We start from the raw sequence: 14,591 nt of genomic DNA on the forward strand, positions 1-14,591 counted from the left end.
ACTCAGCGCCGATGATAGTGTGGTTCTTCCATGTGAAAGTAGGTCACTGCCAAACACCCATTCCGAAGCCTCTGACTCTGTCAGGGGCTTCTTTACGCCCGGCAAGTATGCAGCCAAAGTGTGGTGATGATGAAACAATTCTGAAACGGTCAGCAGATAAAGTTTGCGTTATTGATATTGAGTAAATATAATTTACGGTATTATCAACATATTCAGGAGAAAACGCATGAATCCGATGAAGAAAATCATCTTCTACGCACTGACCACTTTAGTTGCTTCCGTCTCTGCTGCCGCGGTGAACGTCAACACCGCTTCCGAGAGTGAACTGACCGCACTGCCGGGAGTAGGTCCGGCCAAAGCCAAAGCGATTGTAGAATACCGCAAACAGCATGGTAACTTTAAGACCTTGGACGAACTGAAAAACGTCAAAGGTATTGGGGAAGGCATCTTCTCGAAACTGAAGAATGAAGCCACTGTTGCTGCGCCTGCTAAGAAAACTGCGCAGACTGCGGTGAAAAAGTAGGGTTGTGGCTGATGGTAAGGGCATAGAGCAGGTGGGGAGCGGCCGTCTGAAACACACGTGTTTCAGATGGCCTTTTGCTTTGGTATATATTAGGTTAATTTTTAGATAAAACCTAGACCGAGATCTTTGCAAAATCCTAACCAAAATCAAAAAAGCTTACTTAGGTTGCCAAGTAAGCTTTTTTTCGATAGCTTTTTCAACTTTTCGGGTAATAAGGCTGTATTTGAGTTCGGAATCGAATAGACTGAGACCTTTGCAAAACCCTTCTTAAAACCCATGCAAAGTAACTTGGTACTTCTCAAACACCCAAAAATCCTCTAAATTTCTCGGGCTCGATGTTAGGGAAATTTAGAGGATTTTGGGAAGTGTTACAAAGGTTTCTATTATGTAAAAACAGACAAGGTTCCAGTCCAGCAGATTTGTGGAATTTTGCTTTTTAAGAATTTTCAGAGCACCACTTACAACTCATTCTAATAGCGTTTCCAGCGCCATTCACATTCCTTCAGATGCAAGGTCGAAATTTTTGATAACACTGTTGAATTTAGCAAGCTTGCGTTTGGTAAAACTCCAAAAACTTTCGATACCGTTGATGTGCCACTTGTATTCGGCAAACTCGGTTTTTTCGTGATTGGTGCGCAGGTGCTTTGGAAAGCCTACATCAACTAAACTGCTGTAACCACAGCACCTATCCAGATTAAATGATGCTTGCCAAACAGACTTTCTCAAGTATAACTGACTGAAGCGTATGATTTTTACAGTAGGAAATAATTTCAGTTATTTTAAGCTGATATGTGCTTAACTTGTTGTTGTATTTTATTTTTCTAGACTAACAGAGTTGTTCTGCTAGTCTAGAGATCTTACTTATACTAATTTTTTAAAATTTTGTGTTTTATGGTGATGCTTGTGTAGTTGGTGCCGGTAACGTTTTGTGTAAGCGATACCAGCCAAATAAACGGTATATACAAAGCAAAGCAATGGCCGGCAAGCATAAAGCGCTGATTAAATAGCGAATATTATTAAAATTGAATACATTGTTACCGGAGAAAAGCGATGTTATTGCCCATAACCACTCCCATAGCGATGGCAAGCTAACCGCTAATACGGCAATTAACCCTAATGTTCTGAAAATTCCAATGGGTAAGATTTTTTTTTGTAATACGGTTCGGTTGAGCTGCAGTAAAACGATTAAGCCGAAACCAATGATAAGAATCATCCCACCGTTGGAGATAACTTGCAAACTGCTGAAGGCAATATCGGGCGTTACGGTATCAATTTGTGTTTGGCCGGATTGTCGCCCCACGCTTTGGAGAATATTTAAACCTAAGCCGTAAATCATGTCTGTCAAAATGATCCAAATCGGAAGTGAGGTAAGTAAGCGGTTCATTATTGATGAAAAATTAATGTATAAATTACAAAAATATAATACCTTATTCAGTACAAATTTGGCTATTTGCCCATGTAAAAAATATGTATTAAATGGCAAACTATAATGGTTTATGTGCTATTTGACATGCCATGTAACAGCCGGCAAATTTTACTTTAGGGGCTGTACTAGATAACCAGGGAAATCTAATTTCAAGTTAGAATAATCCCTATGAGAAGAAGCCGTTTAAGTCAGTACAAGCAAAACAAACTGATTGAACTGTTTATTGCGGGTGTTACTGCCCGTACTGCAGCTCAATTAGCCGGTGTTAATAAAAACACGGCAGCCTATTGCTTTCATCGTTTGCGCGTACTGATTTTCCATAACAGCCCGCATCCGGAAATGTTTGATGGCGGAGTAGAAGTTGATGAAAGCTGTTTTGGCGGACAGCGCAAAGGCAAACGTGGTCGCGGTGCAGCCGGCAAAGTCGCTGTATTCGGGCTTCTGAAGCGCAACGGCAAGGTTTACACCGTTGCTGTGCCCAATACACAAACTGCCACTTTATTGCCGGTAATACGTGAGCAAGTAAAGCCTGACAGTATTGTTTACACTGATTGTTACAAAAGCTATGACGTACTTGATGTGAGTTTAGCCACTTTCGCATCAATTACAATACACACTTTGCTGATCGGCAAAATCACATCAACGGGATTGAGAACTTTTAGAATCAGGCAAAACGCCGCTTACGTAAGTTTAACGGCATTCCCAAAGAGCATTTTGAGCTGTATTTGAAGGAATGTGAATGGCGTTTTAACCACAGTGAGATAAAGTCTCTTGTTCCATTTTAAAACAATTAGTAAAGCAGAATTTATTCTAGTTATCTAGTACAGCCCCTTACTTTATCATGGCAAGATAGAAAAAAGATTGCTAAAAGTTTGGTTTGAATTACAAATTCTGTAATTTTATACCAAAATAAAATAATTTCAGGGTACAATTTGTTTATTAATAACAGTAGTCTTACCAGAAAGGATTTCAATGAATACCGTAAAACGCGATATAACTCGTATCAGCCACAATACCAAAATTGTGGCCACACTGGGCCCCGGTAGCAATGATGTTCAATTGCTTGAAGACATGATTCGCGTGGGTGGCTTGAATGTCGTTCGTTTTAATTTCAGTCACGGCACTGCAGAATTTCATCAGGAAAATGCGAGCATTGTGCGTGAGGCAGCCAAACGTGCCGGGCAAGAAATTGCGATTTTGGCTGATTTACAAGGGCCTAAAATCCGTGTTGGTAAAATTGCCGGCGGCAGCATTCAGTTGAATCAGGGAGAAAAACTGGTTTTGGATGCGGCATTGGAAGGAGAAGGCACGCGTGAAGCAGTGGGCTTGGATTACCGTGACTTACCGAATGATGTGAAGCCGGGTGATGTATTGTGGTTGGACGATGGTCTGTTGACGTTGACTGTTGACTCGGTTGAGGGAAGTAAAATTATTACAACGGTAGCCAACAGCCATGTTTTGAAAAGCAACAAAGGCATCAACAAACCGGGTGGCGGCTTGTCGGCCGGTGCGTTAACCGAAAAAGATTTCCGTGATTTGAAAACCGCGATTGCCATCGGTTGCGATTACTTGGCCATCAGTTTTGTCAAATCGGCTGAAGATTTGCATCTCGCCCGCGCCAAAGTAGAAGAAGAAATGCAGGGCAGCAATGCCGTGCGTCCGGGCTTGGTTTCGAAAATCGAACGCGTAGAAGCAATTGAAAACTTGGATGAAATTATTCTCGCTTCAGACGGCATTATGGTCGCACGTGGTGATTTGGCCGTAGAAGTCGGCCATGCAGCGGTGCCTGCGCTGCAAAAACGCATGATTCGCCGTGCGCGTGAATTGCGTCGTTTCAGCATTACCGCGACCCAAATGATGGAAAGTATGATCACCAATCCGGTACCGACCCGTGCCGAAGTGAGCGATGTGGCCAATGCCGTACTGGATGGTACTGATGCCGTAATGTGTTCAGCAGAAACCGCAGTAGGTGCGTATCCGTTTGAAACGGTAACCCAAATGGCTATGATTTGCACTGCAGCCGAAAAAGAGCAGGATTCGTTGAACGGTGTATCGGAAGTGATTGAAGATAAAGAAGCGGTCAGCACCAATTTAGCCATTGCAGCAGGGGCAGTCAGTGTAGCACGTGCCGTTCATGCCAAAGCGATTGTAGCCTTGACCGAAAGCGGTTCGACTGCTTTTGAAATCAGCCGTCACAATATTCAATTGCCGATTTTTGCTTTGACCCCAAGCATTTCGGCACAACGCCGCATGGCCATGTACCGCGGTGTGCGCCCAATGATTCTGGCAACCAGCACCGACCACAGCACAGCCTTGAATGAAGTCGAAGCCGCCTTAATCGAGCATAATATTTTGAAATCCGGTGATCAATACATCATCACCAGCGGCTCAAAAATGCGTGAATCAGGTTCGACCAATATGTTGGAAGTGTTGCAAGTGAAGTAACTTTATGTCCGAAAGCAGGCTGTTTCAGCCTGCTTTTTTTGTGTTTTGCATAAAAGTAGCACAATGTAACTGAAAGATAGACAAAAAGTAGAAAAAACTGTTATTCGCGCACAAGCTATTATAAAATCGAGCAGCTACACTAATTTTATTTTTATATACATGGTTGTTTCAGACGGCCTTTTTATGTTTGACGATACTCATTATGGAAAAGTCTTTGAAAAAAATTAGCTTGGGCGTGGCCCTAGCATTTGCAGCCACCGCCGCCCAAGCTTCAGGTTATCATTTCGGTACCCAATCGGTAACCGCACAAAGCACGGCCAATGCCGCTGCTGCGGAAGCGGCTGATGCGTCTACCATTTTCTACAATCCGGCCGGTTTGACTAAGCTGGAAAAACACGAAATTACCGCGGCCATCAATGCTGTGGCGCCACACATCAAATATAGCGCTGCTGAGGCAACTTACCGCCGTGGCGGTAAGGTCAACGGTGAAACCGGCGGCAAAATTACCGATGATATCGTGATTGCCCCGCATGCTTACGGTGCCTATAAAGTGAATGATGATGTCACCGTCGGCGTGGGCGTGTATGTGCCGTTTGGCTCGTCAACCGAATACAGCAAAGATTCGGTATTACGTCATCATTTAAACCAATTGGGCTTGACCACCATTGCTGTCGAACCGGTAGTAGCCTATCAATTTCATCCGCGACATTCGATTGGTGTCGGTGCGATTACCCAATATTCGACTGCCGAATTGCGTAAATATGCCGACTGGGATGCCACCGGTTCAGTGAGCGGATTGGCCAGCTATCAAGCCAGCCAGCGTGCGGGCAGACAAGTAAGTGTGGACGCTACCGGTCAAGCCGACGGTCATGCTGATGTGAAAGGCAAAGACTGGGGTTTTGGCTACCAATTGGCATGGATGTGGGATGTGAATGAGCGTGCTCGTGTCGGTGTGAACTATCGTTCGAAAGTAGAACACAAGCTGGAAGGTACAGCCGAGTGGCAGGCTGATGGAACCATGGTGCAGGCCGCGTATCCGGCCTTGATTGGCAAAACGGTTGCCGAAGGCGGTAACGGTTATGTACCGCACGAAAAAGCTTCGGTTAAAATCGTGACGCCTGAATCTTTGTCGGTACACGGCATGTATAAAGCAACTGATAAGCTGAACCTGTTTGGGGATATCACTTGGACACGCCATAGCCGTTTCAATAAGGCAGAATTGGTCTTTGAAAACACCAAAAACATCGGCGGCGGCAAGCAATCCGACCGCACCATTATCACACCGAACTGGCGTAACACCTACAAAGTGGCCATCGGTGGTTCATATCAATACAGCGAACCCTTGCAATTGCGTGCCGGTATCGCCTTTGACCAAAGCCCTGTGCGTGGTGCAGAAAGCCGCTTGAATACCTTGCCTGACGGCAACCGCATTTGGTATTCGGTCGGTGCCAAATACCAATACCGCAAAAACCATGTCTTTGACGTCGCCTACAGCCATATTCATATCAACGATACAACTTTTAACGCAGCCGCTTCTACCGGCGACAATGTCGACAGTAAAGGAACGGCAACGGCGAAATTTAATAACTACGCCAATATCTTGGGCGTGCAATACAGTTATAAATTCCGCTAAAAATAGAGCAAGCTGAATGAGGCTGTGACACAAACAGGCCGTCTGAAAGGGTAAAATTCTTTTTCAGACGGCCTGTGTTTATATTTATTGACTGTTGACAACATTTTGCGCAATTTTCAAATCTGTTTGATATACGCAAAACATCAATTAGCGATACGCGTGTGCGAGGTTTCCAAGCCTGTTTTAATTTCTCCGTATATTTCCGAGCTGCTGCCAGACAGGCTGCCGGCGGAGGCGGAGAGCAGCAAAATCAAGCTGATGGTGAAATAAGTTTTCATGTTTTTCCTTTATAATTCAGGGTAATGTCACTTAAAAGGATCGTACATTCGCATTTTAGGTGCAACACTCAAATGCCAATACCAAAATCCGCTCAAAATAAATTAAGGCTGTATTAGGTCAGCCCTAAACAACACATCAAATTCACAAAATGTTCAATTGCTCTTTTGGTGTGCCGAAGTTAAAACGAAATTTACATTCTTTCAAGAACAATGGGAAAGATTTACGGTCAATTCCATTGTATCTGCGTAGAACACGTTTTACCTGATTGCAAAAGTTTTCAATCCCATTGATATGGTTTTGACGGTCTGCAAAATCTGTGAATGATTGAAGTGATGATGAGTGAATTCACCCACATCTAAGTGCATCATAACTCTTATAACAGCCGGTATAAACAATACCGTCAAATATTCTTTTTCGTTTAACAACAGGAAGTAAAGTATCTTGTTTGGTATTTTCAAAAACAATGGTGTAAACCTTGCCTTGTCGTTTTAGAATACCCAAAACAACTACTTGACCGGCAGCGCCACAACCGCATTTGCCTTCCTGTTGTCCGCTGGCCGTTATCCCGTGTGATTGTTTGAATCATCTCTTTGAACGGCGATCACTTGAGTCATAACTTCTGTTTTGAAGTTGCCGATTTTACGGATGAAGACGAATTCGGCTTGCCTTTACAACAGCAACAAGCAGCCTGCTGTGTGGAAGTAGTGCTGGCGCAGCCGTGGTAAGACATATTGATACCGGGGCAAAAGGGTAAAAGACCGATGGTTTGCAGTCTGGCTTGAAATGATTTTTTCAGATGGCCCGATTATTAGGTTGGGGTTGTTTGGAAAAGTGATGATTCAGACGGATATTTGGCTTTCACTATATTAAATATTGGTTAAAAAACAAGGCCGTCTGAACGGTTTGGCTTGTCGGAATGCCTTAATAACGGTACTATTCAACGTTATTAAGCCGATTTGTGCGCCCCAGAAGTGTGTTTCAGACGGCCTGAGTCCTTATCTGTTTGATTTTAATAATAAGTGAGCTAAGAAATGATTAGTGATATTCAAAAAACTGCTGAAAGCAAAATGCAGCGTTCGTTGGAAGTATTGAAGGAAAACCTGTCTAAAGTCCGCACCGGCCGTGCGCATACCGGCTTATTGGATCAAGTAGAAGTGGAATATTGGGGCAGCATGGTGCCGGTGAGCCAAGTGGCTAACGTAACTTTGATCGATTCACGCACCATTGGCGTGAAGCCGTTTGAAAGCAATATGGCGGCGAAAGTGGAAAAAGCGATTCGCGATTCTAACTTGGGTCTGAACCCTGCGGCGGTGGGCGATTTGATTCGCGTGCCGATGCCGATGTTGACCGAAGAGCGTCGTAAAGATTTGATTAAAGTGGTGCGCGGTGAGGCTGAAGAAGGCCGCGTGTCTATCCGCAACGTGCGCCGTGATGCCAATGACCACATTAAAAAATTGTTGAAAGAAAAAGAAGTGCCGGAAGATGATGCGCGCCGTGGTGAAGAAGCGGTGCAAAAGCTGACCGACAAATACATCGCCGAAGTGGACAAAACTTTGGCTGCCAAAGAAGAAGATTTGATGGCCATCTAAATCCTGATTTTGGGATTTGAACAGGCGGGGCGGGCTGCCCTGTCTTTGCAGTCTTTCTCCTGATGAGGCAAACATGAACAGCAGTACGCAGACAATTTTGGCGCATACCGACGTGCCGCGTCACATTGCCGTGATTATGGACGGCAACGGCCGCTGGGCGAAGAAACGCTTCCTTCCCCGCGTAATGGGGCACAAACGCGGCCTCGATGCGCTTGAGACCATGGTGAAGCATTGTGCCGAAATGGGCGTGCAATACCTGACCGTGTTTGCCTTTTCAACGGAAAACTGGCGCCGCCCCGAAGATGAGGTTTCTTTTCTGATGGGGCTGTTTTTGCAGGCTCTGCAAAAACAGGTGCAGCGTCTTCACGAAAACAATATGCGCTTGAAAATTATCGGCAGCCGCGAGCGGTTTCATGCCGATATTGTGGCGGGCATTGAAGCGGCTGAAGCGCTGACGGCCAACAATACCGGCCTGACCTTAAGCATTGCCGCCGATTACGGCGGCCGCTGGGATATTTTGCAGGCGGCCAATAAGGTGGTGGCCGAAGGCCATAGCGAAATCACCGAAGCGCTTATCAGCCGCCATTTGATGCTGGGTGATGCGCCCGAGCCGGATTTGTTTATCCGCACCGGCGGCGAAACCCGCATCAGTAATTTCTTATTGTGGCAGATGGCTTATGCCGAGCTGTATTTTACCGACGTACTGTGGCCGGATTTCGACGAAAAAGCCCTAAGCGCAGCCATTGCATCTTTCCAAAACCGTGAACGTCGTTTCGGACGTACTTCCGAGCAATTGCCGGTCGAGCAGCAAAGGGGTTGAAACGATGTTGAAACAACGAATCTTTACCGCACTCGTGTTGCTGCCCGTGATGTTGGGGATGCTGTTTTACGCACCTGACGGCCTGTGGGCGGCATTCAGCGGCCTGATTGCACTGTTGGCTCTGTGGGAATATGCCTGCATGAGCGGCTTGAGCAAAATCCAAATCAACCATTTCATCGTGGCCAGCCTGATTTTCGGTATCGTCGCCTATTTGGGCGATTGGAAACTGCCAAACGTGGTGTGGTATGCCGTGTTGGCGTTTTGGCTGCTGGTTATGCCGCTTTGGCTGAAGAAGAAATGGACGCTCAAAGGCGGTTGGCAAGCTTATGCCACCGGCTGGATGTTGATGCTGCCGTTTTGGTACGCCTTAGTCGATTTACGCTCCGGCCCTGAAAGCGCCGTGTCGCTGCTGGCGGTAATGGGTTTGGTGTGGGTAGCCGATATTTTCGCTTATTTCACCGGCAAAGCATTCGGCAAAAACAAAATCGCACCGAACATCAGCCCGGGAAAAAGCTGGGAAGGTGCCGTCGGCGGCATGGTGTGCGTGGCTTTATACATGACTTGGGTATGGTATGTAAATTGGTTAGCGTTTGAAACCACTTGGTTGAATGTACTGCTAATTGGTTTTGTGTTGACTGTGGTCAGCGTGTGCGGTGATTTGTTGGAAAGCTGGCTCAAACGCGCCGCCCGTATCAAGGACAGCAGCAATCTGTTGCCCGGCCACGGTGGCGTGTTCGACCGCGTGGACAGCCTGATTGCCGTATTGAGCGTATATGCCGCGATGATAGCAATTTTGAATTAAAGGCCGTCTGAACATTTCAGACGGCCTAAGCAGAAATCAAACCATGACCACACAAGTTCTCACCATTTTAGGCAGTACCGGCAGCATTGGCGTCAGCACTTTAGACGTGATTGCGCGTCACCCTGACAAATTCCGCGTTTTCGCGTTGGCAGGACACAAACAGGTTGAGAAATTGGCGGCGCAATGTGTGCAATTTGCACCCGAATATGCGGTGGTGGCCGATGGCGAACACGCAGCGAAGTTGCAAAACCTGCTGCAGGCCAAGGGCTGTAAAACCCAAGTGTTGCACGGTCCGCAAGCCTTGATCGATGTGGCGGGTGACGAGCAAGTCAGCGGCGTGATGTGCGCGATTGTCGGTGCCGCCGGGCTACCTTCCGCTTTGGCCGCCGCAGAAAAAGGCAAAACTATTTATCTGGCCAACAAAGAAACCCTGGTCGTATCCGGCGCACTGTTTATGGAAACAGCCAAAGCCAACGGTGCGACTGTGTTGCCGATTGATAGCGAACACAATGCCATTTTCCAAGTGTTGCCGCGCGATTATCAAGGCCGTCTGAACGAACATGGCATCCAATCGATTATTCTCACCGCTTCCGGCGGGCCGTTTCTCGAAACCGATTTGGCTGCATTCGACAACATCACGCCGGCGCAAGCGGTAAAACATCCGAATTGGCGTATGGGGCAGAAAATTTCGGTGGATTCCGCTTCGATGATGAATAAAGGCTTGGAGCTGATTGAAGCGCATTGGCTGTTTAATTGTCCGCCCGAGAAGCTCGAAGTGGTGATTCACCCGCAATCCGTGATTCACAGCATGGTGCGTTATCTTGACGGATCGGTACTGGCGCAAATGGGCAATCCGGATATGCGCACACCGATTGCCTATTGCTTGGGCTTGCCTGAGCGTATTGAATCGGGCGTAGGCGCGTTGGATTTCGACAGTTTATCGGCTTTAACCTTTAAAAAGCCTGATTTCGACCGCTTTCCGTGTTTGAAGCTGGCTTACGAAGCCATGCACGCCGGTGGTGCCGCCCCCTGCGTGTTGAATGCCGCCAACGAAATCGCCGTCGCAGCGTTTTTAGACGGCAAAATCCGTTTTACCGACATTGCCAAAGTGGTGGCCGATTGTTTGGCACACAATGTTTCAGACGGCCTGCACGATATCGAAAGCCTGCTGGCACAAGACGCACGCACACGCATTCAAGCGCAAGAATGCATTAACCGTTGAAAATAATCTTCAGACGGCATGTTTATCATTAAGGCCGTCTGAAACACACAACATCAAAATATCAGGGGATTTTTTTGCAAACCTTATTAGCATTTATCGTCGCGATTCTGATTCTGGTCAGCCTGCACGAATTCGGCCATTACATTGTGGCACGTTGGTGCGGCGTGAAAGTATTGCGCTTTTCTGTCGGCTTCGGTAAGCCGTTTCTGACCAAAAAACGCGGCGACACCGAATGGTGTTTGGCGCCGATTCCCTTGGGCGGCTATGTCAAAATAGTCGATACGCGCGAAGGCAACGTGTCGGAACAAGACTTGCCTTATGCCTTCGACAAGCAGCATCCGGCCAAGAAAATCGCTATTGTCGCCGCCGGTCCGCTGACCAATCTGGCCTTGGCGGTGTTGCTGTATGGTTTGAGTTTTTCTTTCGGGGTGACCGAAATCCGCCCATACGTCGGCATGGTCGAGCCGGCCAGTATTGCCGCCAAAGCAGGTTTTCAGCCGGGCGATAAAATCCAATCGGTCAACGGAACCACTGTCGGCGAATGGAGCGATGCCCAGACCGAAATCATTTTGAACGTGGAAGCCGGTAAAGTGGACGTGGCTGTTCAGACGGCCTCGGGTCAAGAAGCGACACGCGTGATTGATGCTGCCGGCACACCGGAAGCGGGTAAAATTGCGAAAAATAACGGCAACATCGGCCTGTGGCCTTTTAAAATCACCAACCATGTCGGATTCGTGCAAGAAGGCAGCCCGGCCGAGCAAGCCGGTTTGAAAGCAGGCGATAAGCTGATCAGTGCTGATGGACGCGGAATCGGCGAATGGGAGGCTTGGACGGAATTGTTCCGCGACAGCCCGGGCAAGAAGTTGGAAGTGGTGTATGAGCGCGACGGTCAAATCTTTCAGACGGCCTTACGCCCGAATACGGTGGAATTGAAAGACGGCACCTTGGTCGGCCGTGTCGGCGTCGCCGCTCAGCGTGACGAAGCGTGGGATAAGCAGGTTCGCTTCCAATATACCCCGTCGGTTGGCGAAGCCTTTCGGATGGGCTGGGATAAAATGCTCGGCTATTCAGCCACCACCTTGAAATTTTTCGGTAAGCTGATTACCGGCAACGCTTCGGCCAGCCATGTTTCGGGGCCATTGACCATTGCCGATGTCGCCGGCCGTTCAGCGTCTTTGGGCCTGCAGAGTTATTTGGAATTTTTGGCCTTGGTCAGCATCAGTTTGGGTATTCTCAACTTGCTGCCGGTGCCTGTTTTAGACGGCGGTCACTTGGTGTATTATACCGCCGAATGGATACGCGGAAAGCCGTTGAGCGAGCGCATTCAGGCTATCGGCTTACGATTTGGCCTGGCTGCCATGCTGATGTTGATGGCGGTGGCTTTCTTTAATGATATTAATCGTTTGTTTGGATAATTGTATGAAATTAAAACAGATTGCTTCTGCTTTGATGATGTTGGGTTTGACGCCTTTGGCATTGGCCGATTTCACCATTCAGGATATTCGTGTCGAAGGTTTGCAACGTACTGAGCCTAGCACCGTGTTCAACTACCTGCCGGTCAAAGTGGGTGACAACTTCAGCGACGAGCGCAGTGAGGAAATCATCCGCAACCTGTATGCCACCGGTTTCTTTGACGATGTGCGCGTTGAAACCTTGGGCAACCAAGTGCTGCTGACTGTGGTTGAGCGCCCGACCATCGCCACCTTGAACATCACCGGCGCGAAAATGCTGCAAAACGATGCCATCAAGAAAAACTTGGAAGCATTCGGTTTGGCACAATCTCAATATTTCAATCAAGCGACTTTGAATCAAGCTATTTCCAGCCTGAAACAGGAATACATGAGCCGCGGTAAGCAGTCGGTGGAAATCAAGTCGACCGTGACCAAGCTGGCGCGCAACCGCGTTTCCATCGACATCGCGGTGGAAGAAGGTAAATCGACCAAAATTACCAACATCGAGTTTGAAGGCAACGAGAAATATTCCGACCGCAAACTGATGAAACAAATGTCGTTGAGCGAAGGCGGTATGTGGACTTGGCTGACCAAGAGCAACCAATTCAACGAACAAAAATTCGCGCAAGACATGCAGCGCGTGAATGATTTCTATCAAAACAACGGCTATTTCGGCTTCCGCATTGTGGATACCGATATTCAAACCAACGAAGACAAAACCCAGCAAACCATCAAAGTGGTGGTGGATGAAGGCGAGCGCTTCCGTTGGGGTAAGGTGCGCATTGAAGGCGACACCCGCGAAGTGCCGAAAGAAGATTTGTACAAACTGCTGAAAATGAAAGAAGGCAAGTGGTACGAGCGCCAGCAGATGGTGACTGCGCTGGAAGGCATCCAAAACCGCATGGGTACGGCGGGTTATGCCTTTAGCGAAGTGAATGTACAGCCGCAACCGAATCCGGAAACCAAAGTGGTGGATTTTGTGTTGCACGTCGAACCGGGCCGCAAAGTCTATGTGAACGAAATCAACATCACCGGCAACAACAAAACCCGTGATGAAGTAATTCGCCGTGAATTGCGTCAGATGGAAGCCGCGCCTTACGACACGTCTAAGCTGCAACGCTCTAAAGAGCGTGTGGAATTGTTGGGCTACTTTGACAACGTGCAATTCGATGCCAAACCGGTCACCGGTACACCTGACCAAGTGGATTTGAACATGAGCCTGACCGAACGTTCGACCGGCTCTTTGGATTTGAGCGCAGGTTGGGTACAGGATACCGGTATGGTGGTTTCTGCCGGTGTGGCGCAGGATAACTTGTTCGGCACCGGTAAATCCGCTTCCGCCCGTTTGTCCCGCAGTAAAACTACGCTCAACGGTTCGCTGTCGTTTACCGATCCGTATTTCACTCCCGATGGTGTGAGCTTGGGCTACGACATTTACGGTCGCAAATACGACCCGCGCAAAGCCTCTTCCAGCGCGAAACAGTATCAAACCACCACCGTCGGCGGCGGCTTGCGCATGGGTGTGCCGATTACCGAATACGACCGCGTGAATTTCGGTTTGGCAGCCGAGCATTTGAAGGTAAACACCTATACCGGTGCGCCGAAACGTTACCGTGAGTTTATGAGCGAACACACCGGCAGCGAAATCGGCAGCTACAAAGGCTGGCTGTATAAAGGCACCATCGGTTGGGGACGCAACAAAACCGACAATGCCTTGTGGCCGAGCCGCGGCTATCTGACCGGCATTAACGGTGAAGTGGCTTTGCCGGGCAGCGATTTGAAATACTACACCCTGACCCATAATCAGACTTGGTTCTTCCCATTGAGCAAAGATTTAACCCTGATGTTGGGCGGTGAAGTCGGCTACGGCAACAGCTACGGCAGCACCAAAACCATGCCGTTCTTTGAAAGCTTCTACGGCGGCGGTTTAGGCTCGGTGCGCGGTTTTGAAAGCGGCACCTTAGGGCCGAAAGTGTATGACGAATACGGCGATAAAATCAGCTACGGCGGTAACCGTAAAGCCAACGTATCGGCTGAATTGCTGTTCCCAATGCCGGGCATTAAAGATGCGCGCACCGTGCGTTTGAGCCTGTTTGCCGATGCCGGCAGCGTGTGGGACGGTAAAACTTATACCGATTCAGACAACGACACTTATTACTCGAACGGTGCGACACAAAATGTCTATGGTATGGGCACCAGCCACAAGTCAACCTTCAAAGAAGAGTTGCGTTACTCTGCTGGTGCGGCGGTGACTTGGCTCTCGCCTTTGGGTCCGATGAAATTCAGTTATGCTTATCCGATTAAGAAAAAAGAAGGCGATGAAATCCAACGCTTCCAATTCCAATTGGGTACTACATTCTGATTCAGGCAGGCCGTCTGAAGGTTTTCAGACGGCCTAGGT

Annotated in this window: 12 protein-coding genes and 3 pseudogenes; 11 read left to right on the top strand and 4 right to left on the bottom strand. The window is 47.9% G+C overall.

Annotated features, from left to right (window positions below):
- Both ACFPVS_RS08245 and ACFPVS_RS08250 read left to right on the top strand, forming a co-directional pair.
- A partial coding sequence (locus ACFPVS_RS08245) for a hypothetical protein (protein ID WP_378595614.1) occupies positions 1-185 on the top strand: 185 nt, incomplete at its 5' end.
- A gap of 50 nt (positions 186-235) precedes the next feature.
- On the top strand, positions 236-523 hold the full coding sequence (locus ACFPVS_RS08250; RefSeq protein ID WP_096296184.1) for a ComEA family DNA-binding protein: 288 nt from the start codon (positions 236-238) through the stop codon (positions 521-523).
- Positions 524-993: 470 nt separating this feature from the next.
- Here ACFPVS_RS08250 and ACFPVS_RS08255 read toward each other — a convergent pair.
- Together ACFPVS_RS08255 and ACFPVS_RS08260 are read right to left on the bottom strand one after the other, a co-directional pair.
- A pseudogene (locus ACFPVS_RS08255) lies at positions 994-1,298 on the bottom strand (transposase); the annotation flags it as partial.
- 114 nt (positions 1,299-1,412) lie between these two features.
- Positions 1,413-1,907 carry a hypothetical protein gene (locus ACFPVS_RS08260; protein WP_123804138.1) on the bottom strand — a complete coding sequence of 165 codons (495 nt, stop codon included), beginning with the start codon at positions 1,905-1,907 and terminating at the stop codon, positions 1,413-1,415.
- A 210-nt stretch (positions 1,908-2,117) separates the two neighbouring features.
- On the opposite strand from ACFPVS_RS08260, the pseudogene ACFPVS_RS08265 reads away from it, so the two are divergent.
- From ACFPVS_RS08265 to ACFPVS_RS08275, 3 genes and pseudogenes are all read left to right on the top strand, one after another.
- A pseudogene (locus tag ACFPVS_RS08265) lies at positions 2,118-2,763 on the top strand (IS1595 family transposase).
- Positions 2,764-2,921: 158 nt separating this feature from the next.
- Positions 2,922-4,394, top strand: coding sequence for a pyruvate kinase (gene pyk, locus ACFPVS_RS08270; RefSeq protein ID WP_123804137.1), 1,473 nt, complete (start codon positions 2,922-2,924; stop codon positions 4,392-4,394).
- A 202-nt stretch (positions 4,395-4,596) separates the two neighbouring features.
- Positions 4,597-6,027 carry an OmpP1/FadL family transporter gene (locus ACFPVS_RS08275; RefSeq protein WP_123804136.1) on the top strand — a complete coding sequence of 477 codons (1,431 nt, stop codon included), beginning with the start codon at positions 4,597-4,599 and terminating at the stop codon, positions 6,025-6,027.
- Positions 6,028-6,170: 143 nt separating this feature from the next.
- On the opposite strand, the gene ACFPVS_RS08280 is transcribed toward ACFPVS_RS08275, so the two are convergent.
- Both ACFPVS_RS08280 and ACFPVS_RS08285 read right to left on the bottom strand, forming a co-directional pair.
- Positions 6,171-6,305: a hypothetical protein gene (locus ACFPVS_RS08280; protein ID WP_378595617.1), complete on the bottom strand. Its 135-nt coding sequence runs from the start codon at positions 6,303-6,305 to the stop codon at positions 6,171-6,173.
- Between the two features lie 142 nt (positions 6,306-6,447).
- Positions 6,448-6,858 (bottom strand): annotated as a pseudogene (locus tag ACFPVS_RS08285) (IS1595 family transposase); the annotation flags it as partial.
- Positions 6,859-7,337: 479 nt separating this feature from the next.
- Here ACFPVS_RS08285 and frr point away from each other — a divergent pair.
- The 6 genes from frr (at position 7,338) to bamA (ending at position 14,552) form a co-directional block, all read left to right on the top strand.
- Entirely contained in the window at positions 7,338-7,895 is a 558-nt protein-coding gene (gene frr / locus ACFPVS_RS08290) for a ribosome recycling factor (protein WP_123804135.1), read from the top strand.
- Positions 7,896-7,968: 73 nt separating this feature from the next.
- On the top strand, positions 7,969-8,715 hold the full coding sequence (locus tag ACFPVS_RS08295; protein ID WP_378595619.1) for an isoprenyl transferase: 747 nt from the start codon (positions 7,969-7,971) through the stop codon (positions 8,713-8,715).
- Positions 8,716-8,719: 4 nt separating this feature from the next.
- Positions 8,720-9,517 (top strand): phosphatidate cytidylyltransferase, encoded by a 798-nt coding sequence (locus tag ACFPVS_RS08300; RefSeq protein WP_123804133.1) that lies wholly within the window; start codon positions 8,720-8,722, stop codon positions 9,515-9,517.
- Positions 9,518-9,560: 43 nt separating this feature from the next.
- Complete coding sequence (gene ispC / locus ACFPVS_RS08305) at positions 9,561-10,739, top strand: 1-deoxy-D-xylulose-5-phosphate reductoisomerase (RefSeq protein ID WP_378595622.1); 1,179 nt, start codon at positions 9,561-9,563, stop codon at positions 10,737-10,739.
- 74 nt (positions 10,740-10,813) lie between these two features.
- The gene (rseP, locus tag ACFPVS_RS08310) at positions 10,814-12,154 is read left to right on the top strand and encodes an RIP metalloprotease RseP (RefSeq protein ID WP_378595624.1); all 1,341 of its coding nucleotides are present in this window, start codon (positions 10,814-10,816) and stop codon (positions 12,152-12,154) included.
- A gap of 4 nt (positions 12,155-12,158) precedes the next feature.
- Positions 12,159-14,552: an outer membrane protein assembly factor BamA gene (bamA, locus tag ACFPVS_RS08315; RefSeq protein WP_123804130.1), complete on the top strand. Its 2,394-nt coding sequence runs from the start codon at positions 12,159-12,161 to the stop codon at positions 14,550-14,552.
- Positions 14,553-14,591: the final 39 nt, after the last annotated feature.

Source organism: Neisseria weixii (genome assembly GCF_042658245.1).
GTDB lineage: Bacteria > Pseudomonadota > Gammaproteobacteria > Burkholderiales > Neisseriaceae > Neisseria > Neisseria weixii.